Below are 22,529 nucleotides of genomic sequence, written 5' to 3'. Positions count from 1 at the left end.
AGTTCGCCTTAACCGGGGAAGCCTTGCACTGTTTCCGCATTAAGCGGAAAAAGAGAAGCACAAGGAGAAATCCAAGGCGGATCGAAGCGGTGTGAGGTGGCAGATGATTCCGTAGTAGTGATGAAATTCCGGCCTGTGAAGCCTGGTAACAGTGTGGAGGATAAAACCGGGATGACCCAACGGCCTGGTTCGTTGGGGGCAGTTATGAGCCAAAAGCCATATCTGTTGCGAAGGGATGAAGTTTATTTGAAGGTTTTCCGGAATCTATGGACACCTGGCAGACTGAACACAAGCCGTCCGACGGGACGGGGCACGCTATCGGCGGTATGCCGTGACAGGTCCTCTGCCGATTTTGGCCGTTCATCGGAGTAGATGGGAGTGTTGATCGTATATTGCCCATGAGGATAGAAAGCGGTCGCGCCCATTGAAGAACCGAAGTCTCCACGTGGAAATAGAGGAAGGGAAACGCAGGACAGGAGCATGGTTGACGTCTGGTACAGCCTATATGATCGAATGCTGAGCCGGGAGAACCTGGTCAAGGCATTCTACAAGGTGAAATCCTCGAAAGGAGCTGCCGGTATAGACGGCCAGTCCATCGATGATTTTGCCGGATCACTTGCGACCAATATCGATCATCTCCTGACGGAACTGCAGGACAAGAGCTACCAGCCGCTGGCCGTGCGACGGGTGGAGATCCCGAAGCCGAACGGCGGGAAACGGCTACTCGGCATACCTGCAGTCCGTGACCGTGTGGTACAGCAGGCCCTGCTGGATATACTTCAACCAATATTTGACCGCGATTTCCATCCGTCGAGCTACGGCTACCGTCCTGGTCGGAGTTGTCACCAGGCAATCAGCAAAGCCACGATGTTCATCCGGACGTACGAGCGGAAATGGGTAGTGGACATGGATCTGTCGAAATGCTTCGACACGTTGAACCATGACCTGATCCTTGCCTCGTTCCGTCGCCGGGTCAGCGATGGAAGTATTCTTGGTCTGCTGGAGAAGTTTTTGAAAAGCGGTGTTCTGACAGGAGATGGTTGGCAGGCCAGCGAGGTCGGCAGTCCGCAGGGCGGAGTTATCAGCCCGTTGATTGCCAACGTATACCTTGATTCCTTCGATCAGTTTATGAAGAATCGTGGCCACCGCATCGTCCGCTATGCGGACGACATCCTGATCCTGTGCCAGTCAAAGAGCGCAGCCGAAAATGCACTGAACCAGGCCAGTCGTTATCTTGAAGAAGAACTGCTGTTGACCGTCAACCAGGAAAAGACCCATATAAGCCACAGCCTCAAAGGGATTAAATTTCTTGGAGTTTGTATCCACTCCGTGATGACCCGAATACAGCGAGGCAAGGTGAGGGCCTTCAAGGCAAAGGTCAAGGCGATGACCCGGCGTAACTCCCCGGTGAACCTTGAGAAGGTGATAGCCGACCTCAACCGGTTGCTGAGGGGTTTTGCCAACTACTTTCGGATAGCGAACTGCAAGGGTGAGTTTTCTCGGCTGATGAGGTGGATCAGAAGACGGCTGCGTGCTGTTCAGTTGAAGCTGTGGAAAAAGCCGTGCAGGCTACACCGCAGACTGAGACAGCTGGGCTATAGAGGAGAGTTCAAAAGTATCAAGATGAACTCCTGGGCCAATGCAGCAAGTCCACTGAGCCATTATGCCCTTCCCAACAGCTGCCTGCATGGGGAAATGGGGCTCTTTGACCTCGCATCTGTACAGACCGGAATTTCTGTTTCAGTATGAAGGAAAAATAAACAGGAGCCGTATACGAGGCCCGTACGTACGGTTCTGTGAGAGGGATGAGGCAAGCTTAATTACCTTGCCTCACCCTACTCGATGTTTGCCCGGCATGGCGGGCAAACCCAGCCTGTGTTAAGCAGGCGTCACCCTGACCAGGGGAAGACAATCCGAATCGTAAGGGCGTTGCTGGTAACGGCAGGGTCTGAAGGAAGCGATAGGAAGTGAGCGGCACATAGCGCAAGCGAACCTGATTCGGCGTATCAGGAGGGTAAGCGTCCTAAATAGCGCGAAGCCCGATACCTGGTCAGTCCTGATACGTGATTGAGGATGTGGTCGCTCACAGGGAGTTCGCCTTAACCGGGGAAGCCTTGCACTGTTTCCGCATTAAGCGGAAAAAGAGAAGCACAAGGAGAAATCCAAGGCGGATCGAAGCGGTGTGAGGTGGCAGATGATTCCGTAGTAGTGATGAAATTCCGGCCTGTGAAGCCTGGTAACAGTGTGGAGGATAAAACCGGGATGACCCAACGGCCTGGTTCGTTGGGGGCAGTTATGAGCCAAAAGCCATATCTGTTGCGAAGGGATGAAGTTTATTTGAAGGTTTTCCGGAATCTATGGACACCTGGCAGACTGAACACAAGCCGTCCGACGGGACGGGGCACGCTATCGGCGGTATGCCGTGACAGGTCCTCTGCCGATTTTGGCCGTTCATCGGAGTAGATGGGAGTGTTGATCGTATATTGCCCATGAGGATAGAAAGCGGTCGCGCCCATTGAAGAACCGAAGTCTCCACGTGGAAATAGAGGAAGGGAAACGCAGGACAGGAGCATGGTTGACGTCTGGTACAGCCTATATGATCGAATGCTGAGCCGGGAGAACCTGGTCAAGGCATTCTACAAGGTGAAATCCTCGAAAGGAGCTGCCGGTATAGACGGCCAGTCCATCGATGATTTTGCCGGATCACTTGCGACCAATATCGATCATCTCCTGACGGAACTGCAGGACAAGAGCTACCAGCCGCTGGCCGTGCGACGGGTGGAGATCCCGAAGCCGAACGGCGGGAAACGGCTACTCGGCATACCTGCAGTCCGTGACCGTGTGGTACAGCAGGCCCTGCTGGATATACTTCAACCAATATTTGACCGCGATTTCCATCCGTCGAGCTACGGCTACCGTCCTGGTCGGAGTTGTCACCAGGCAATCAGCAAAGCCACGATGTTCATCCGGACGTACGAGCGGAAATGGGTAGTGGACATGGATCTGTCGAAATGCTTCGACACGTTGAACCATGACCTGATCCTTGCCTCGTTCCGTCGCCGGGTCAGCGATGGAAGTATTCTTGGTCTGCTGGAGAAGTTTTTGAAAAGCGGTGTTCTGACAGGAGATGGTTGGCAGGCCAGCGAGGTCGGCAGTCCGCAGGGCGGAGTTATCAGCCCGTTGATTGCCAACGTATACCTTGATTCCTTCGATCAGTTTATGAAGAATCGTGGCCACCGCATCGTCCGCTATGCGGACGACATCCTGATCCTGTGCCAGTCAAAGAGCGCAGCCGAAAATGCACTGAACCAGGCCAGTCGTTATCTTGAAGAAGAACTGCTGTTGACCGTCAACCAGGAAAAGACCCATATAAGCCACAGCCTCAAAGGGATTAAATTTCTTGGAGTTTGTATCCACTCCGTGATGACCCGAATACAGCGAGGCAAGGTGAGGGCCTTCAAGGCGAAGGTCAAGGCGATGACCCGGCGTAACTCCCCGGTGAATCTTGAGAAGGTGATAGCCGACCTCAACCGGTTGCTGAGGGGTTTTGCCAACTACTTTCGGATAGCGAACTGCAAGGGTGAGTTTTCTCGGCTGATGGGGTGGATCAGAAGGCGGCTGCGTGCTGTTCAGTTGAAGCTGTGGAAAAAGCCGCGCAGGCTACACCGCAGACTGAGACAGCTGGGCTATAGAGGAGAGTTCAAAAGTATCAAGATGAACTCCTGGGCCAATGCAGCAAGTCCACTGAGCCATTATGCCCTTCCCAACAGCTGCCTGCATGGGGAAATGGGGCTCTTTGACCTCGCATCTGTACAGACCGGAATTTCTGTTTCAGTATGAAGGAAAATAAACAGGAGCCGTATACGAGGCCCGTACGTACGGTTCTGTGAGAGGGATGAGGCAAGCTTAATTACCTTGCCTCACCCTACTCGATGTTTGCCCGGCATGGCGGGCAAACCCAGCCTGTGTTAAGCAGGCGTCACCCTGACCAGGGGGAAGACAATCCGAATCGCAGATAAGCGCAGACTTCGAGGGCGTTGCTGGTAACGGCAGGGTCTGAAGGAAGCGATAGGAGGTGAGCGGCACATAGCGCAAGCGAACCTGATTCGGCGTATCAGGAGGGTAAGCGTCCTAAATAGCGCGAAGCCCGATACCTGGTCAGTCCTGATACGTGATTGAGGATGTGGTCGCTCACAGGGAGTTCGCCTTAACCGGGGAAGCCTTGCACTGTTTCCGCATTAAGCGGAAAAAGAGAAGCACAAGGAGAAATCCAAGGCGGATCGAAGCGGTGTGAGGTGGCAGATGATTCCGTAGTAGTGATGAAATTCCGGCCTGTGAAGCCTGGTAACAGTGTGGAGGATAAAACCGGGATGACCCAACGGCCTGGTTCGTTGGGGGCAGTTATGAGCCAAAAGCCATATCTGTTGCGAAGGGATGAAGTTTATTTGAAGGTTTTCCGGAATCTATGGACACCTGGCAGACTGAACACAAGCCGTCCGACGGGACGGGGCACGCTATCGGCGGTATGCCGTGACAGGTCCTCTGCCGATTTTGGCCGTTCACCGGAGTAGATGGGAGTGTTGATCGTATATTGCCCATGAGGATAGAAAGCGGTCGCGCCCATTGAAGAACCGAAGTCTCCGGGTGGAAATAGAGGAAGGGAAACGCAGGACAGGAGCATGGTTGAAGTCTGGTACAGCCTATATGATCGAATGCTGAGCCGGGAGAACCTGGTCAAGGCATTCTACAAGGTGAAATTCTCGAAAGGAGCTGCCGGTATAGACGGCCAGTCCATCGATGATTTTGCCGGCTCATTTGCGACCAATATCGATCATCTCCTGACGGAACTGCAGGACAAGAGCTACCAACCGCTGGCCGTGCGACGGGTGGAGATCCCGAAGCTGAACGGCGGGAAACGGCTACTCGGCATACCTGCAGTCCGTGACCGTGTGGTACAGCAGGCCCTGCTGGATATACTTCAACCAATATTTGACCGCGATTTCCATCCGTCGAGCTACGGCTACCGTCCTGGTCGGAGTTGTCACCAGGCGATCAGCAAGGCCACGATGTTCATCCGGACGTACGAGCGGAAATGGGTAGTGGACATGGATCTGTCGAAATGTTTCGACACGTTGAACCATGACCTGATCCTTGCCTCGTTTCGTCGCCGGGTCAGCGATGGAAGTATTCTTGGTCTGCTGGAGAAGTTTTTGAAAAGCGGTGTTCTGACAGGAGATGGTTGGCAGGCCAGCGAGGTCGGCAGTCCGCAGGGCGGAGTTATCAGCCCGTTGATTGCCAACGTATACCTTGATTCCTTCGATCAGTTTATGAAGAATCGTGGCCACCGCATCGTCCGCTATGCGGACGACATCCTGATCCTGTGCCAGTCAAAGAGCGCAGCCGAAAATGCACTGAACCAGGCCAGTCGTTATCTTGAAGAAGAACTGCTGTTGACCGTCAACCAGGAAAAGACCCATATAAGCCACAGCCTCAAAGGGATTAAATTTCTTGGAGTTTGTATCCACTCCGTGATGACCCGAATACAGCGAGGCAAGGTGAGGGCCTTCAAGGCGAAGGTCAAGGCGATGACCCGGCGTAACTCCCCGGTGAACCTTGAGAAGGTGATAGCCGATCTCAACCGGTTGCTGAGGGGTTTTGCCAACTACTTTCGAATAGCGAACTGCAAGGGTGAGTTTTCTCGGCTGATGAGGTGGATCAGAAGACGGCTGCGTGCTGTTCAGTTGAAGCTGTGGAAAAAGCCGCGCAGGCTACACCGCAGACTGAGACAGCTGGGCTATAGAGGAGAGTTCAAAAGTATCAAGATGAACTCCTGGGCCAATGCAGCAAGTCCACTGAGCCATTATGCCCTTCCCAACAGCTGCCTGCATGGGGAAATGGGGCTCTTTGACCTCGCATCTGTACAGACCGGAATTTCTGTTTCAGTATGAAGGAAAATAAACAGGAGCCGTATACGAGGCCCGTACGTACGGTTCTGTGAGAGGGATGAGGCAAGCTTAATTACCTTGCCTCACCCTACTCGATTTTGTTTTTACTCTGGTTATGGAGGACTGTAATCAATGCCCTGCTTCGCCATGATGGGCTGCTCCGCCTTTGATCAGTCCATGGAGCCCTTCCACGTAGTGGGTGAAGGTAACGTAGGATTCGACGAATTCCCGGCCGGCTGCCACAGAATCATCCGCATGTTTCCTGGTTTCCTTGACCAGCTGAAAACGCTCCCGGATACCACTTGCCATCGCATTGGTGAGGACTGTGACCAGCTTGTCAACATTGCCGTTCTCCAGGGCCTTGTCAGCCAGGGCAACCGCCGGGTCCACTGCTCCTCCGGGTTTCAGTCCCGTGTAGGGTGCTCCTTCCCCTGCGCGGTGGATGCGGACCAGGGTTTCGAAAAAGTAGGTGTCTGCAAACTCTTTGACATCCGGTCCTTTGGCGCGCATGGCCAGAGTTTTCTGAAAGGCGGCCCGGATTTCATCTTCCTTGTCCGGTCGGACCCATTTCAGCAAAGGGGTGATATCTTCCCTGTCAAGTGCAATCCGCGCTGTTTTGACCACCGGGCCGTCTACGGTGTCGCAGTGGGCCAAAGCGTTCCCTACGGTAACAAGGGGTAAAGATACCAGAACAAACAGGGTGATCAGAATGGTTTTGCGTGGTTTCATGGTTGGTAAGCTCTCCTTGATTCAGGTTGTGTTTAACGGTCTTTACAACGGTATGTTCCCGGCCAGGGTGCCGCCCGCGACCAATACGATGCGGCTATACTGTTGAGTTCGCAGACGAGCCCGGGTTTGTGACAATTATTTTTTTGCCGGGTTGATAAAATTCTGTCCCCTTGGCCCGAGGCCGCCTGAAATGGCACTGTCAAAGCGCCTGTTTGTAAGCTGGAAAGTCTGTAGTATCAGCTGGATAGTAATGTGAAGGTAAGGGGCGATCCTTCGGGAGGGTATGGCGGATGACGAGGGGAAAAGTTTTTCATTTATCCAGTTGAGGTAGTTTATTCACGGGCACGGGCATGAGGAGGGGGATAAAGGGAAATTGTGTGCCCTGACTGCACGGCAAGCCCTGCTGCTTTGGGCTTGCGCTCTTTGAGCTGGTCAAGTAAAAACCGACACCCCGGTTAAGCTGGTTTTGAGGGGATGGGATAGTTCATGTCACAAAACAGCACTCCCTGACGAATATATCTATGAATGAAAATAAAAAGTCATACACCTCCATGGGTGGATCAGAGCTCATGGTTCTGTATCAGGGGGGAGATATGGAGGCGTTTAATTGCCTCTATGACAGGTATAAATCCCTGGTGTATGGCTATTTACACAAAAGACTGAGAAATCGGGCCGAGATTGATGAAGTCTTTCAGGATGTATTTCTCAGGCTGCACCATTCCCGGTCACGGTACAAAAGTGAATTTCCTTTTGAGCCGTGGTTATATGCGGTGCTGCGGAACAGTTTGATTGATCACTACAGGAAAAAGGAAAAACAATACCATGATGTGTCCCTGGATGAGCTGGAGGTGACCCCGACGGCCCTCCAGGTTGAGGATAAGCATAACCTGGACGGATTATTGCCCGAAAACGTGGACCTCAGCAAAAAGCAGCGCCATGCCATTGAGCTGCGCTATGGTGAAGATTTTTCCTTTGAGGACATTGCAAAAACATTGGGGACCACTTCCTCCAATGCCCGTCAACTTGTGAGCAGGGCTTTGAAAAAGTTGAGAAAAATTATCAAGCCCGAGGATGTGACATGAGAGACAGGAAAGAAGAATATAGTGACTGGGAAAAGGAATTTCTTGAGTTTGTCGATTCTGACCCCGTCACTCCTCCGGCGATTTTGACAGAAAAGCTCAGGGCCACCATCGGTGATGATCTGCGCCCCGCCCTTTGGAAAATTTTCGCCAAACTTGGCGGGATACAGGCTGTCTGCGCGACTCTTACCCTGTTTTTCTGTCCCCAGTTCGAGGTAGGATTCACAAAGCATGACCACCTGGCTGACCTGGTGCAACACTCAGAAGGTGTTGGCTTCATGCTTGTTTGCGGAATGATTTTTTTAAGTGGCGGGGCTGTGATTGCGCCTTTTTTCCTCAGAAAGGTTGAGATGAAAGCCATAGAGCGGTCAGTGCTTGTTTACTTTCCCACTGCAGCCCTGTTTGCAGTGATGTTGTTCTATCTGCTGGGGGCTGATATTAAGTGGACTCGCGCGTTGCCATGGTTTGCAGGAGGAACGCTTGGCAGCGTGATTGGCTTTGAACTGGTTACATACTTGCGATTCCGTAACCAGCATTCTTTACTGTCGTGAGTCCACTGGAGCCGTTTGGTTACAGTGGGGCAGGCCGGAAAGATCAGCTGTCCTGTTTGAGGACATAGCCCATACCGCGAACGGTGTGGATCAGTTTGCTGTCAAAATCCTTGTCGATTTTGTTACGCAGGCGGCAGACCAGCACGTCGACCACGTTGGTCTGGGGGTCAAAGCTGTAATCGTATACCTTTTCCAGAATGCTTGTCTTGGAAAGGATGCGGCCCTGGTTGCGCAGCATGTATTCGAGCAGGGCAAATTCCCGGGCCGGCAGGTTGATTACCTGTCCTCCCCGGGTAACTTCCCTGGTGAGCAGGTTCATGTGCAGATCTGCAAAACTCAGGCTGTGGGTCTCGGCAGACCGGTTGTCCCGCCGGATCAGGGCCTGGATACGGGCCAGCAGTTCGCCAAAGGAAAACGGCTTGACCATGTAATCATCGCCTCCCTGCTGCAGCCCCTTGATCCGGTCATCCACGGATCGTTTGGCACTGAGGATGAGCACCGGCGTGGTGATTCCCTGATTGCGGATGCGCTCGATCAGGGTCAGTCCGTCGAGCTTTGGCAGCATGAGGTCGACAACTGCAGCGTCATAGACGCCTGATTGCATGGCGTCAAGCCCTTCCTCACCATCTGATGCCAGATCAACAGCGTATCCCGCCTCCTGCAGCCCTTTCTGCAGGAACGAGCCGATTTTCCGGTCATCTTCTATGACAAGAATCCGCATTTTTTGTTTATTCTTTGTTCTTTGCGGGTTGTGTTATCACCCACCAAAACCAAGCAGCATCCCAGTCTGATAGATAATCACTGCCAGGATAAAGGCAAAGACCGTATTGAAAGCCATGGAGAAAAAAGCCCATTTCCAGGAACCCGCCTCCCGGGCAATGGCAACAATGGTGACAAAGCAGGGCGAATAGAACATGATAAAGGCCAGTACGGCCAGGGCGGTGACCGGGTTCCAGTGTGGATCGGCGATCAGCCGGTCCTTGAGAGATCCCGATGCTTCGGGATCAACTTCACCAAGCGAATAGGCCGTGCCCAGGGTGGAGATGATGACTTCCTTGGCGGCAAAACCCCCCACCAGCGCGATGTTGGTCCGCCAGTCAAAGCCGGCCACCCGGGAAACCGATTCCAGCGCCGTGCCTATCCGGCCGGCTAGAGAGTGGCGCAGGGCGGCCTCGGCCTGCTGCTGATCAATGGCCAGCAGGGCACGGTCCATCTCTTCCGCGGACATAATCTGGCTGAGTTCCTGACGCTTCTGATCAAAGGCGCTCCGTGTTTCCTCGGGCAGGCCGGGGTAGGTCATCATGGCCCAGAGCAGAATGGAGATGCCGAGGATGACGGTTCCCGCCTTTTTGATATATTCCCAGGTCCGTTCCCAGGTATGGATCATGAGGCCCCGCAGGGTTGGCAGCCGGTACGGCGGCAGTTCCATGACAAAGGGCGTGGAGGCGCCTTTGAGTACGGTCATGCGGAGGAATTTCGCCGCAAACAGGGCCACCAGCCATGCCGCAACCGTGGCAAGAAACATGTATCTGGCCTGGTGCCGGGAAAAGAACGCGCCGATCAGAAGCGTGAGCACCGGCAGCTTGGCGCCACAGTTCATGAAGGGTACCGTCAGAAGGGTTGCCATCCGTTCCTTGGGCGAACGCAGGGTCCTGGTTGCCAGCACACCGGGAACAGCACAGCCGCCTGCAATACCGCCGGAAATGATAAACGGCATGACCGAGGAGCCGTGCAGGCCGAAAAAATGAAATATCCGGTCCATCATAAAGGCCACCCTGGCAAGATAGCCCGAGTCTTCCAGGACCGCGATACCGAAAAACATGAACATGATAATCGGAACAAAGCCAAGTACACCGCCGACACCATCGATGGCGCCGGAGATGATCATGGATTTGAGCGGGCCGTCCGGCAGGGTGGTATCGGCGAGATCACCAAGCCAGCTGAAACCAGCGGCCAGCCAGTCGACAAAGACAGAAGAATAGTTGAAGGTGAAGGTATAGAGGCCAAAAAGAACCAGGGCCATGATTATCGGCCCCAGAACCCGATTTGTGACCACCTTGTCTATCCGGTCCGAGGCGTAGAGCCGGTCGGTGCGGAACTGGCGGGTGACCACCCCCTGGCGGAGAAGGGATTTGATAAATCCATACCGGTGATCGGCAATGATCGCCTCGGGATAGACGTCCAGGGTCTGCTGGAGATGGGCGGTGACGGTCTGGCTGAGCTGGAGCAGCTCATCGGCCAGGGGCGGGGAGGCCTTCCTGATCTTGTCGAGGATCTGGTCATCGTCTTCAAGAATCTTGAGCGCTGTCCACCGGGGCGGATAGAGGTCGGTCAGAAGCTGGTGTTCCCCGATGATGGCGGTCATTTTCGTGATCACCGGGTCCAGGTCAGGGCCGTAGCGGAGTAGGGCCGGGGAAAGAGTGGCCTTATTGTCCGCTGCCACCGCCACAACCGTGTCCATGAGCTGTTCGACCCCTTCACCGGAACGGGCGATGATGGGCACAACCGGCACCCCCAGCAGCTGGCTCAGCTTCCCGGTATCAATAGTGATGCCGCGGCTCCGGGCCACGTCCACCATGTTCAGGGCCAGGACCAGAGGTACGCCCAGTTCCAGGAACTGCACCGTGAGGTAAAGATTGCGCTCCAGGTTGGAGGCATCGACCACGTCGACCACCACATCAGGCCGTTCCCCCACCAGAAAATCCCGCGCCACCAGTTCTTCCACCGAGTAGGCGGTCAGGGAATAGGTGCCGGGCAGGTCGACAACATGGATTTCCTGCCCTTTGTGCTGGAAAAAGCCCTCTTTTTTTTCCACCGTAACCCCGGGATAGTTGCCCACATGCTGGCGGGCCCCGGTCAGGTGATTGAAAAGGGTGGTTTTGCCGGCATTGGGATTGCCGGCCAGGGCGATTTTGATTTCAGGCATGGTTACGGTTTTTCCTCTGTGGTGTCATCGGGCTCCGGCGGCTTGAAGCTGCAGCTCCCGGAGTCTGAAGAACAGTGGCTGCAGCCCCAGCCGCAGCCAGAAACCGTTTTACTGACAAGCCTTCTGTAAAGCCGGATAATAAAACCCAGCGCAATGACCACTACAATAATGAAGACAATAGAGTTCTGCATAGGCTCACCAATGGGTGTAATCAGGCATTAGGGCTCCCTAAAACAAGGGCAAAAAAAAGAGAGAGACGAGAGAAAAAAACTACACTGGGGTCACATAGATGTTTTCCGCCAGCGGCATATCCAGGCTGAGGGTTCCTCCACCGATTTTCACCATGCAGTTATGGCCATGGCCGGGACAGATCAACTCAAGTTCCGAGCCGGGCAGCAGTCCCATAGAGGCCATCCTCGCACAGAGCTTGCGGTCGCCGGTTATCCGGCATACCTTAACCTTTCCCCGGCAGCAGGTCCGGGAGAGGGGCTCAATCACGCCTGCCTGTGATGGCCCAGCACACCCACGTCTCATCCGACATTTATTTCTCTTGCCCTTGAGACAGCGAAACAGCATGTTCGGATTGTTCTTGCTCATATTGCGCTCCGGTGATTTTTGTAAGTTTAGGTACACCAAACAATGAGCACTGTCAACACATTTTGCAAGGATAACTTTTGATAATTTTTATCAAATATCAGCTTGTTATTTTTTCCTGGAGCATTATTGTCTGGGCCATGTTTTCCTGTAGCATACTCTGCAACCTCCACACAGTCCAAGAGCGCTGGTCTCGATGAGTTCTGATATATCCCGTGCCAATCTCAGATCCGCCCGCCGCCGCGCCGCGATCTCCATTGTTCTCAATCTCTGTCTGGCCACAGGCAAGGGTATTGCCGGGGTTGCCGCCGGTTCAACGGCGCTTATCGGGGACGCCATCCATTCAGCCACCGACGTCCTGGCCTCCATGGCCGCCTGGCTCGGACTCTGGGTCGCCAGCCGTGAACATCCCTCCTTTCCCTACGGCCTGTACAAGGCGGAAACAGTTGCCACGCTGGTGACCTCCATCGCCGTGATTGTGGCCGGCTATGAGATCGGTCGCCAGGCCCTGTTCGGCACCGAACGGCTGCCCGATACCACCATTGCCCTGCCCGTGGCCTTTGTTTCGCTGGTGGTTGCCCTTGGCTTTGGTATCTATCAGCTGCGGGCCGGGCGTCGCTTCGATTCTCCAGCCCTGCAGGCCGATGCCCGCGATTATCTGGCCGATGCCCTGTCTACGGCCGTGGTCCTCATCGGCCTGGTTGCCACCCGGTTTGGCTACCAGGTGGACCGCTGGGCTGCAGCCGTAGTGTCACTCTTTGTCTTTCGGGCCGGTGCTTCTCTGCTGATTACCGCCTTGAAGGACCTGCTCGATGCCTCCATTGACCGGGAAACGGAACGGGAGATCATCGCCTTTGTCGAAAGCCATCCCCGCATCACCCGGGTGAAAGAATGTTTGAGCCGGACCGCCGGGGGCCGTTTTATCCTCGACATGGATGTGGTCATGCACACCCCGTCCCACAAGATTGCCGACCATGTGGCCGACCGGCTCGAGGAGCTGATTCCTGCCCGCTTCCCCCGGGTGGTCATGGCCCGGATCCGGCCCCATTACCATCCCGATCATATTATCCGCCGCATCACTCCGGTTGAGCGGCCGGAAGGGGACGTCTGCGAGCATTTTACCCGGGCGCCCTGGTTCCTGGTCGAAACCGTGGATACCCGCAATGGCCGGGTACTGAAGAGGGAATTTGTCGAAAATCCCCATCTCCATGCCGAGCGCAAGAAGGGGTTGCTGGTGGGTAACTGGCTGCTGTCCCTCAAACCGGATGAAATCCTTGTCCCCCGGCTCCATGAGGGCACCGCTGTCCAGCTGCTGCGGGAGGCCGGGGTCGAGATCCGCACCACGGATAAAGAGGGGGAAGAGGAAATGCCGCCTTCCGGGAAAAAATCAGCTCCCTCAACTTGACTATCCTTGCCCGGTCCCATATAAAATAAGGTACGATAAATCGCAGTGGAACTGCCCTGTTAAGCTCTTGATGACACCACGTGTTGCCGCCGGTAACCACTCGTTCTACCAGGGTTTTGACCTGCAGGAACAGGATGCAGACAAAGGATTTTTTCAGAGCTCTCAGGAACAAATCAGTGTGCCAGGAGAAACCACCATGACTGTACGTCGTATCCCCACCGGTGTCACCGGACTTGACAAGATTCTCCATGGAGGATTCATCCCGGCGTCAAGTTATCTTCTGGTCGGTGGCCCGGGGGCCGGCAAGACTATCCTTTCCCTTCAGTTTCTGCGTCAGTGCCAGCAGAGCAAAAGCCGCTGCCTCTTTCTTTCCCTTACCGAATCGGTTACCACCATCCGTCGCGATGCCGCCAGTTTTGGCTGGCAACTCAAAGGCATCAACCTGGTGGATATGACCCTGTCCGACGGTGAACCGAAAACCAATGGTGAGTATTCGGTGTTTTCGCCCGGCGAGGTGGAAGAGGAATCCATATGGAAGAAGATTCACGCCGCCATCGAGGAGTATGAGCCCGATCGGCTGGTTATTGACTCGGTGACCAACCTGCGCTACCTCTCCACCGACGAGTACCAGTACAGAAAGCACGTCCAGCAGCTGATCAACCATCTTTCCCGACGCCAGTGCCTCTCCCTGCTGCTCTTCGAGCCCGGTGAACTTGAGCGGGAGCAGTCCATTGCCATGGCCGTGGACGGAATCCTGTGGCTGCACAGTGAAATTTCCAAGGAGCGGGTGGTTGAGATCCGCACCCTGGAGATTTCCAAGTTCAGGGGCAGCAGCTATCTGTCCGGCCGCCATCCCATGCGTATCACCGATGAAGGTATCGTCGTCTACCCCCACTGTGTGGAAATCCTCAAACGACCCGGCGGCGATAGTGCTCTGCTCTCAACCGGTATCGAGTCACTTGATGAGCTGCTCATGGGCGGCTTCCATATGGGCACCTGCACCCTGCTCACCGGCCCATCCGGGACAGGAAAATCTTCCCTGGCAACCCATTTTCTGGTCCAGGCCGCCCGCCGGGGAACCCGGGGAATCATGTACTGTTTTGAAGAGGGCACTGAATCAATCCTGGACCGGTGCCAGGGGATCGGTATTCCCCTCAACGGCTGCCTGGAGGATGGAACCGTAGCTCTTTGCGAAGTCAATCCGCTGGAACTTTATCCCGATGAGTTTCTGGAGATCATCCGCCGGGACGTGGAGGAACAAGGCCGGCGGATCATTATCATCGACAGCCTGCGCGGCTATCAACTGGCCATGGACGAATTCGGCAACATGGCGGCCAATGTTCAGAATATACTCAATTATCTGCGTCGCAAGCGGGCCTCCCTTTTTCTGCTCAACGAGATGCAGTACATCATGGGTGATCTGCGCATCTCCGAAGACGGAGTCAGTTACCTGACCGATAACGTCCTGATGCTCCGGTACGCCGAGTACTCCGGTGAGATCATCAAGGTGGTGGCCTGCCTGAAGAAGAGACATGGTAATTTTCAAAGTGACCTGCGGGAATTCAAGATCACGGAAGAGGGGATCCTGGTGGGCGAAAAACTGACCCGCCTGCGGGGCTTACTCACTGGAGTACCCCATGTGGAGGATCTGGGCACTAAACCTGAGCTGTAATGGGTACCAGTGACACAGCTGCAGGGAACGATAGCCATCTCCTTTGCCCGGCCCGCCGATGAGCGGCTGGTACGCGATCATCTCACCTCCTTTGACCACAGGGTTATAAGGTTGGACGAGGCTGTGTTGGAAGGGCCTGACCTGGTTCTGCTCGATGCGCCGTCCGCCACCCGGTGCGGGAGGTCGTTTCTCCTGGGGCTCAAACAGGCAGATCCGGTCTTCCTGCCGATTATCGTCGCCCTCGATCACCGTGGCAGTGCGGCCGACTGGCTCAACTCCGGGGTGGTTGATGACTGCCTGCGCCTGCCCCTGTCCAAGGCCGAACTGGTCAGCCGGATCAATGTCTTTCTCCGCCTGCGGCACCAGACCGCGGCCCTGGCGGAAAAAAGCGAGGAGATCCGGGCCCTGGTTGAGTCGTCGGAAGACCACATCTTCATGCTCAGCGAGAAGGGCGAGTTCATTGCCACCAACAATCGTCTCAGCCACCTTGGCTCCCCGGGCAGTGATGATCTTATGGGGAGACCACTGGAGGATGTATTTCCAGCCGACATCGCCCGTTCCCTGCGGCGGGAATGTGCCAGGGGCCTGGCCCAGAACCGGGTCCGGACCCTGGAATACAGCCTGCCTGGCGATCATGGTCCCGTCCATCGTCACGTTACCCTTTTTCCGGTCCAGCTCGCCGATGGCAGGAAGAGAGTGGGCGGCATCTGCCGCGACATCACCACCCTGGTGCAAACCGAACAGGACCGGTTCCTCCTGTCCAAGGCCATGGAGTTTGCCGCCGAGAGTGTCATCATCACCGACCGGGATCGAAAGATTATCTTTGTCAATGCAGGGTTCGAGAAGATAAGCGGCTACAGTCGGGATGAGGCCATGGGCCACACACCCCGTTTCCTGCGCAGTGGTCGGCATGACGAATCCTTTTACCGATCTCTCCACGAAACCATCTACAGTGGCCGGACCTGGAAGGGAGATCTCGTCAACCGCAACCGGAACGGGTCCATTTATGTGGTGGAGGCCACCATTTCACCGGTCTTTGACGAACATGGCGAGATTACCCATTTTGTTTCCGTTCGCCGGGAAGTGACCGAAGAGCGGCAGTTTGAGAAGGTGCGCCAGCGGGTTCAGCGGTTGGAGGCCATCGGTACCCTGGCAGGCGGCATCGCCCACGATTTCAACAATATCCTCACCCCGATCATGGGCTATACCGAGCTCTGCAAGACCGCTGTTCCGCCGGACAGCCAGCTTGCCGAGTATCTGGATCAGGTTCTGCTGGCGGCCAACCGGTCCAAGAACCTGGTCCGCCAGATACTCTCGTTCAGTCGCCAGGCCAAGCAGGAGAAGTCCCCCCTCGATATCCGGCTGGTGATCAAGGAAGCCCTGAAACTGATTCGGGCCGCCCTGCCGGCGGATATTCATATCGAACAGCAGATCGGGTCGGGCCGGGAGTGTGTACTGGCTGACCCCACCGAGATCCACCAGGTGATCATGAATCTCTGCACCAATGCCCAGCACGCCATGGCCGGGACCGGAGGCATCCTGTCGGTCAGTCTGCGGCCGGTGGAGGTGGACGAGGAGTTTGCCGCCTCCCATCCGGGTCTGCGGCCGGGACCCTATCTGGTGCTGCGGGTCGGCGATACCGGCTGCGGTATACCCGAGGAGATCCAGGATAGAATCTTTGAGCCCTATTTCACCACCAAGGAAGAGGATCGCGGTACCGGTCTCGGACTGGCCACGGTACATGGAATCGTTACCGGCAGCGGCGGGGTCATTTCGGTCGAGAGCGAACCGGGGAAGGGAACCGTGTTCGAACTCTATTTCCCGGTGGTTCGTGCCGAGAGCGCTGACCGGGCCCACAGGGAGCTGTCTCAGGTTCCCGGCGGAAGAGAGCGAATCCTCTTTGTCGATGATGAGCCCATGATCGCAGATCTGGGCAGGCAGATGCTTGAGCGGCTGGGGTACACGGTCTGGGCCACCACCGATCCCGGGGCAGCGCTCTATCAACTCCGTCAGGATCCAGACGGTTTTGACCTGGTTATCACCGATATGACCATGCCGGGGATGAGCGGCGAACAGCTGGTTGAGGAGCTGCATAAGATCCGCCCCGACATACCGATCATCATCTGCACGGGCTACAGTGACAAACTCAGCGCCTACAGGGATGGGAAAAACGGGGTGAACCAGCTGCTGATGAAACCCATCGGTGTGCAAGACCTGGCCAGGGCGGTACGAAAGGCCCTTGAGGGCAGGAAAGAGTAGAAAAAGGGGCGTTATCGCGGAGGCTACTGTTGTCTCCTGAGGTAGCCTCGCATGATCCTGGCTTCGTCGAAGCTGACAAGACCCTCCAGGGATTCGACCACCGGCTTGAGGTAGGCCAGGCCATGGGTTTCGAATTCTACCTTGAGCCGGGCCTGCTTTTCCGCGCTGAGTAACCGGTCCATATCCACATCTCCTCCCTGCTCGAGCCAGGTCTCCAGGTGCTGGGCAACGGTCATTGGTTTGAGACCCCGCCTTGTGGCGATCTCTTCCAGGGTCATTCCCTCGGCGGCCAGTCGGCCACTTTCCTCCACACTGGCGCCGGCGACCGGTTTTGTTTTTTCCGGCAGGGGTGATACGCTGGTTGCGGGCTTCTCCACCTCGGGATGTCTCTCGAGCCAGGACCGGATGGCGGAGAGAAAGCGTTGGCCGTAGCGTTCGAGCTTTATACGTCCCACCCCGTGGATGGTGAGCATCTCCCGGTCTGTGGCTGGCAGGAAGGTGGCCATCTCCCGCAGGCTCCGGTCGGAGAAAATCACGTAGGGCGGCACATCTTCGGCCTCTGCCTGGAGACGACGCAGTTCGCGCAGGATGGTGAACAGTTCCGGATTGGGACTCAGCTCTTTCCGGGCCGCTTCCTGGCTTTGCTCCGGGTGGATGAGGCGGGTATAGGTAAAGGGTTGCCTGCCAAAGAGCACATCCTCGCCCTTGGGGGTTATCTGCAGCAGTGGATAGCGGTCCCCGGTGGCCCGGAGCAACCCGTGCTGCAGCATGGCATCGGTGAGCCTGCGCCAGAAGGCCTTTGGCTTTTTGCTGCCCACCCCGTAGGTCTTGAGCCGGTGGTGGCCAAGTTCCAGGATCTTTTTGGTTCGAGCCCCGGTGACGATGTCGATGATGTAGGTGGCTCCGAACCGCTGTCCCGTGCGATAGATGGCCGACATAAGCATCTGGGCCTCGGTGGTGGCCTCCACCTCTTCCACTCCCCGGGTGCAGACATCGCAGCCACCACAGTTATCCCGCGGATATTCTTCCCCGAAATAGCTCAGGATCTGGTGACGACGGCAGACGCTTCTTTCACAATAGGAGACCATCTGTTCCAGTTTTTTCCAGCCGGCCCGTCGCTCCTCCTCATTGTCGATCTGGTTGAGGAAATAACCCAGCCGTCCCATGTCACCGCGCTGGAAGAACAGCACACAGTATGCTTTCTCCCCGTCCCGGCCGGCCCGGCCGGTTTCCTGGTAATAGCTCTCCATGTTCTTGGGCAGGTCCCCGTGGATGACAAACCGGACATTGGACTTGTCGATCCCCATGCCAAAGGCCACCGTGGCGACGATGACCTGCACCTCGTCCCGGTTGAAGGCCTCCTGGTTCTGCTGGCGGACCCCGCCGTCCAGCCCGGCGTGGTAGGGCAGGGCGCGGATATCATGTTCCTGCAGGTAGAGGGCGGTCTTGTCCACGTCGGCCCGGCTGAGCCGGTAAACGATACCAGGTTCCCCATCCTGTTCCCGGACGACCTGGTGGATCTGGCGCAGGATATTTTCTCTTGGAAAGATCGCGTAGTGGAGATTGGGTCGGTTGAATGAGGCACGGACCACCAGGGGGTCATGCAGGTTGAGCCGCTTGATGATGTCGGTCTGGACCCGGTGGGTGGCGGTAGCGGTAAAGGCGGCCAGGGGCACAGTGGGCAGCAGCCTGCGCAGTTCGGTGAGCTGCAGGTAATCGGGCCGGAAATCGTGCCCCCATTCCGAGATGCAGTGGGCCTCGTCCACGGCAATGAAACAGAGTTTCACCCGTTGCAGCAGGCTGGAAAAGTCGGCCAGCGCCACCCGCTCGGGAGCCAGGTAAAGCAGGTCGAGCTGGCCACCGGTGAAATCTTCAAGGACACCGCTTCGTTCCCTGGCACTGAGGGATGAGTTGAGACAGGCGGCCGGAATACCCAGATGCCGGGCATGGTCCACCTGGTCTTTCATGAGCGAGATAAGCGGCGAAATGACCACGCAGGTGCCGTCCATAAGTGATGCCGGCAGTTGGTAGCACAGCGATTTGCCGCCGCCGGTGGGCATGACCGTGAATACGTCGCGGCCCTGGATCAGGGCCTGGACCACCTCTTCCTGGTTTTCTCTGAACGAGTCAAAACCAAAGGTATCACGCAGTATTTTGTAAATATGGTCTGAAGAAACAGAGGACATGGAAAGCAATTTATCCGAAAATCACCACAGATTATAGTAATTCCATAGTGATTTTAATAGGTTGTTGTGGATGGGCCGTGCCGAAACCCGGAGTCTCCCTTCGGTCGCTTACCTGGTCCAGCCATGCTGGTTTATCTGGAAGTTATCTCGACGTGTGGTGGGTTCGGGATAATTTTCAAGGTTCTTTTTGGCTGGGCCCAATCGAAATATGGTTCAGGATGATGAGTTAAATAAAAATTACGTCCGCGAGGGTTATGGGTGGACAATTTTTATGTTTCAGGTTGAGGCTGCCGGAAGAAGCGACTTGAAGAGAAGCAAACCAAAACAGGTCATGTGCTGCTCTGAATTACCTGGAGTCTTCCTTCTGCTGCTGTTGCTCTTCTCCTCCCTGAATAACAGCCGCCGCAGCAGCCGCGCCGAGTTTGCTGATCTTTTCTTCCGGAGAACGGTTCTGCAGATCATTTTTTACCTCCGGGGGAACGTACACTGTAACATTGCGGTGGGCAAACTCGATGCCATGTTCGCGAAAAGCTTCCTGTATACGGCGATAGACTTCCTTGCGCAGAACGAACTGATCGCCGGGCCGGGTGGTGAACTTGACCCGCATGATCATTGCTGAATCATCCATGGCGTACACCCCCTGTGATTTCAGCTTGCCCAGCAGTTTCGGGCCAAATTCCGGATCTGCCAGCAGGTCTTTATAAATCCGCTTTATGATCTTGCGCACCTTCTCCACGTCGGTGTCGTAGCGGACCCGGAAGTCCAGCTTCATTATAATGTAATCGCGGGTGTAGTTGGTGACCGTGGCGATCTGGCCAAAAGGAATGGTATGGACCATTCCCCGGTGGTGCCTGAGTCGCAGGGAACGCAGGGAAATATGTTCCACCGTGCCCTTGGCGCCGCCGCAGTCTACGTAATCACCAAGTCGGAACGCGTCATCGATGAGAAAAAAAAGACCGGAAAAGATATCGGTGATCAGAGACTGGGCGCCGAAGCTGATGGCAAGGCCGAGGATTCCTGCTCCGGCAAGGAGCGGTATGATGTTGACCCCAACCGATGTGAGGACAACCATGGTGGTGATGATAAAAAGCAGTGTCAGCACTGCCTTGCGAAAAAGGAGCAGCAGGGTACCGCGCCGGGACCCTCCCTTGCCTCCTTCGTCCGCCTCTTCGTCCTCTTCCGGGATTTCGAGCTGGATTTTGGTGTCGATCCAGGATCTGAAAAGGTGCCATATCAGGTACGCTATCAGCAGTACGGTGATAACCAGAAGCAGTGACTGGGTAAAGGCCTGTCCGGCATGGACAATGTCGATGTCCCAGATCGAGAGGACCAGGAAGGTGAAAAGAGCCATCAGCAGCAACCGATAGGCAGTCCGCAATCTGGGAAAATAATTGACAAGAAAGATGTCAGGTGTCAACCGAGGGTCAGGGGATTGCTGCGAACCGTTTTCTTCGGTCCTGTTCCGATTGATCGGAGAACTCTTTTGCTGGCAGGAGCGGTGGAAGGCAAAAAGAAAGAGTTTCTGCCCCCAGTGATCGGCAGCAAAAAAGATCGGCAGCAGCATGCTGGAGAGCAGTACTTTGCCGAAATAAATCTTACCGGTGGACAGCACCCTGATCTCCCAGACAAAGGCCAGCAGGAAGATCAGGATCATGGCCGGGATATACCAGGTTCTGGCAGTACGCAGGATAAGCGGTGATGCGGCCTCGTTGCCTGCATGCAGTTCTGTCCGGCGTATTGCCTCGGCCACGCGCTTCCTGCTGCGCAGAATGATGGCGGCAAAAATGGTGCAGGTAACGAGGACAAACAGGCCGGCAAGAGCCAGAAAGGCCGCTTCGTCTGCGTGGGTCTTCTTGAACAGGAAACCGATCCGTCCGAGGAAGGCAATAAGGATTATACCGATAAAAATCCATCTGGACAGAAACCGGGCTGTCCAGTCACTCACTGGTAGAATACGCAGGGTCGAATATCTGGGAGCCAGCAACAGGGTGGAAATAAGATGGATGATACGAACCAGGTAGACCGCTTTGAATATGGAGCCGCCAAACAGGTAGGGCAGACCGGTGCGGGGCAGAAAAATGAAGTAAAGGATAAAGCTGACAAAGAAAAAGAGGAGAAGAAACGCACATTCAGACACAGCCCTTAGAAAGATGCACCAGGAGCGCTGCATCAGGTTGCAGGTGTCGAATGTGACGATAAGGTTGCGGAAAGGACCTGTGAGACGCCGGACAAGATATTCGATGAGCAGTGCTGTGGTGATAATGGCAAAGGCTGTCAGCGTCAGTTGAAGGGGATAACCGGGCGCATGTCCATCTTCTATTTTATTCCATATCTTTGCCAGTTCACCGGGCAGGTGCTGTATTCCGTGTATCTGGAGCCTGAAGCGTGAGACAAGATACTCGCTTTCCTCTAGCGTTTGCTTGAATATCTTGTCAATGACCAGCGGGCTTGCCGTACGCAGAGAAGGCACGGGAATATCCGTTTCGGGACTGTCTTGCAGGCTGCCTGTCTCTTTCGTGGGTGCAGTCCCGCTTTCCAGCCCGGCAGAAGATCCGACAGGGTTCTGGTCCGGCTTGCTTAATCCAGGCAGGGACAACCCCGCCATGGCATGCGGGGCAATACATACAGACAGCAGAAGACAGCAGACCGCTGTTATCCGGAGCAGGAGGTGCCGGATTGCGGACAGGTTCATTCCTTTGTTTCCACTTCGATAAAATCAGCCTCGTTGTTGCGAAGGGTAAGGGTGCCGCCCATCACCCGGAGTGCCACCGGGTCGTTGAGTGGAGCACGCTGCTTGATAGTGATCTCTGTACCGGGTACCAATCCCATTTCCCGGATACGACGGCCCAACTCCCCGCCGACTTTTACAGCGGTAATGACACCACTTTGGTTGATGGCCATGTTGCGAAGGTTGATCCGAGCCATAGCAGTCTAATCCTGTGTTTTCAAGAAAGTTATCGGAGGCTGAATCCTGCGGTCGTCTCGACCTTTCCGGAGCATGGACAACTGTGGCAGGATTGAGATGAAAATTGATGTAGCAGGACAGAAAACAGACCACGGGGAAGTACCGGAAAAAACCGGATCATACACAGCCTGCTGCAGATGATTTTTAAAAGCAGGATGGGGTAAAGTCAATCTTTTTCAGGCTGGCTGCCACCTGTTGCCGGAAGTTGGGGAATCGGG

General features: G+C 55.4%; 16 protein-coding genes. 8 read left to right on the top strand and 8 right to left on the bottom strand.

Features of this window, described 5'->3' with window-relative positions; translation table 11 throughout:
• Positions 1 to 480: 480 nt before the first annotated feature.
• From ltrA (GF1_RS08740) to ltrA (GF1_RS08730), 3 genes are all read left to right on the top strand, one after another.
• Positions 481 to 1,749: a group II intron reverse transcriptase/maturase gene (gene ltrA, locus GF1_RS08740; protein WP_267926063.1), complete on the top strand. Its 1,269-nt coding sequence runs from the start codon at positions 481 to 483 to the stop codon at positions 1,747 to 1,749.
• 822 nt (positions 1,750 to 2,571) lie between these two features.
• Positions 2,572 to 3,840, top strand: a complete 1,269-nt coding sequence (gene ltrA / locus GF1_RS08735) for a group II intron reverse transcriptase/maturase (RefSeq protein ID WP_267926147.1) — start codon at positions 2,572 to 2,574, stop codon at positions 3,838 to 3,840.
• Positions 3,841 to 4,679: 839 nt separating this feature from the next.
• Positions 4,680 to 5,948, top strand: coding sequence for a group II intron reverse transcriptase/maturase (gene ltrA, locus GF1_RS08730; RefSeq protein ID WP_267926146.1), 1,269 nt, complete (start codon positions 4,680 to 4,682; stop codon positions 5,946 to 5,948).
• 126 nt (positions 5,949 to 6,074) lie between these two features.
• Here the strand turns inward: ltrA (GF1_RS08730) and GF1_RS08725 are convergent, their stop codons facing one another.
• Positions 6,075 to 6,674 carry a DUF6448 family protein gene (locus GF1_RS08725; protein WP_267926145.1) on the bottom strand — a complete coding sequence of 200 codons (600 nt, stop codon included), beginning with the start codon at positions 6,672 to 6,674 and terminating at the stop codon, positions 6,075 to 6,077.
• 521 nt (positions 6,675 to 7,195) lie between these two features.
• Between GF1_RS08725 and GF1_RS08720 the strand changes: the two genes are divergently transcribed.
• The gene (locus GF1_RS08720) at positions 7,196 to 7,756 is read left to right on the top strand and encodes an RNA polymerase sigma factor (protein WP_267926144.1); all 561 of its coding nucleotides are present in this window, start codon (positions 7,196 to 7,198) and stop codon (positions 7,754 to 7,756) included.
• A complete protein-coding gene (locus tag GF1_RS08715; RefSeq protein ID WP_267926143.1) occupies positions 7,753 to 8,304 on the top strand; it encodes a hypothetical protein in 552 nt (183 codons plus the stop codon). The genes GF1_RS08720 and GF1_RS08715 overlap by 4 nt, the downstream gene beginning before the upstream one ends.
• Before the next feature lie 43 nt (positions 8,305 to 8,347).
• On the opposite strand, the gene GF1_RS08710 is transcribed toward GF1_RS08715, so the two are convergent.
• The 4 genes from GF1_RS08710 to GF1_RS08700 form a co-directional block, all read right to left on the bottom strand.
• Entirely contained in the window at positions 8,348 to 9,025 is a 678-nt protein-coding gene (locus GF1_RS08710; RefSeq protein ID WP_267926142.1) for a response regulator, read from the bottom strand.
• A gap of 36 nt (positions 9,026 to 9,061) precedes the next feature.
• Positions 9,062 to 11,230, bottom strand: coding sequence for a ferrous iron transport protein B (gene feoB / locus GF1_RS08705; protein ID WP_267926141.1), 2,169 nt, complete (start codon positions 11,228 to 11,230; stop codon positions 9,062 to 9,064).
• A 2-nt stretch (positions 11,231 to 11,232) separates the two neighbouring features.
• On the bottom strand, positions 11,233 to 11,421 hold the full coding sequence (locus tag GF1_RS16480; protein WP_353740409.1) for a FeoB-associated Cys-rich membrane protein: 189 nt from the start codon (positions 11,419 to 11,421) through the stop codon (positions 11,233 to 11,235).
• Positions 11,422 to 11,500: 79 nt separating this feature from the next.
• Positions 11,501 to 11,764, bottom strand: coding sequence for a FeoA family protein (locus tag GF1_RS08700; protein ID WP_267929128.1), 264 nt, complete (start codon positions 11,762 to 11,764; stop codon positions 11,501 to 11,503).
• Between the two features lie 256 nt (positions 11,765 to 12,020).
• On the opposite strand from GF1_RS08700, the gene GF1_RS08695 reads away from it, so the two are divergent.
• The 3 genes from GF1_RS08695 to GF1_RS08685 all read left to right on the top strand — a co-directional run bounded on the left by GF1_RS08695 (position 12,021) and on the right by GF1_RS08685 (position 17,160).
• Positions 12,021 to 13,229 (top strand): cation diffusion facilitator family transporter, encoded by a 1,209-nt coding sequence (locus GF1_RS08695; protein WP_267926140.1) that lies wholly within the window; start codon positions 12,021 to 12,023, stop codon positions 13,227 to 13,229.
• A 196-nt stretch (positions 13,230 to 13,425) separates the two neighbouring features.
• On the top strand, positions 13,426 to 14,901 hold the full coding sequence (locus tag GF1_RS08690) for a DUF7125 family protein (protein WP_267926139.1): 1,476 nt from the start codon (positions 13,426 to 13,428) through the stop codon (positions 14,899 to 14,901).
• Between the two features lie 9 nt (positions 14,902 to 14,910).
• Positions 14,911 to 17,160 carry a PAS domain S-box protein gene (locus GF1_RS08685; protein ID WP_267926138.1) on the top strand — a complete coding sequence of 750 codons (2,250 nt, stop codon included), beginning with the start codon at positions 14,911 to 14,913 and terminating at the stop codon, positions 17,158 to 17,160.
• Positions 17,161 to 17,183: 23 nt separating this feature from the next.
• On the opposite strand, the gene recQ is transcribed toward GF1_RS08685, so the two are convergent.
• The 3 genes from recQ to GF1_RS08670 form a co-directional block, all read right to left on the bottom strand.
• On the bottom strand, positions 17,184 to 19,346 hold the full coding sequence (recQ, locus tag GF1_RS08680; RefSeq protein WP_267926137.1) for a DNA helicase RecQ: 2,163 nt from the start codon (positions 19,344 to 19,346) through the stop codon (positions 17,184 to 17,186).
• 346 nt (positions 19,347 to 19,692) lie between these two features.
• Positions 19,693 to 21,816 (bottom strand): mechanosensitive ion channel family protein, encoded by a 2,124-nt coding sequence (locus GF1_RS08675; protein WP_267926136.1) that lies wholly within the window; start codon positions 21,814 to 21,816, stop codon positions 19,693 to 19,695.
• Positions 21,817 to 22,034: 218 nt separating this feature from the next.
• Positions 22,035 to 22,271, bottom strand: coding sequence for a FeoA family protein (locus tag GF1_RS08670; RefSeq protein WP_267926135.1), 237 nt, complete (start codon positions 22,269 to 22,271; stop codon positions 22,035 to 22,037).
• Positions 22,272 to 22,529 lie beyond the last annotated feature (258 nt).

Source organism: Desulfolithobacter dissulfuricans, assembly GCF_025998535.1.
Taxonomy (GTDB): domain Bacteria; phylum Desulfobacterota; class Desulfobulbia; order Desulfobulbales; family Desulfobulbaceae; genus Desulfolithobacter; species Desulfolithobacter dissulfuricans.
Note: the sequence above shows the minus strand (reverse complement) of the source record. Positions and strands in the feature narration are given on the sequence as shown.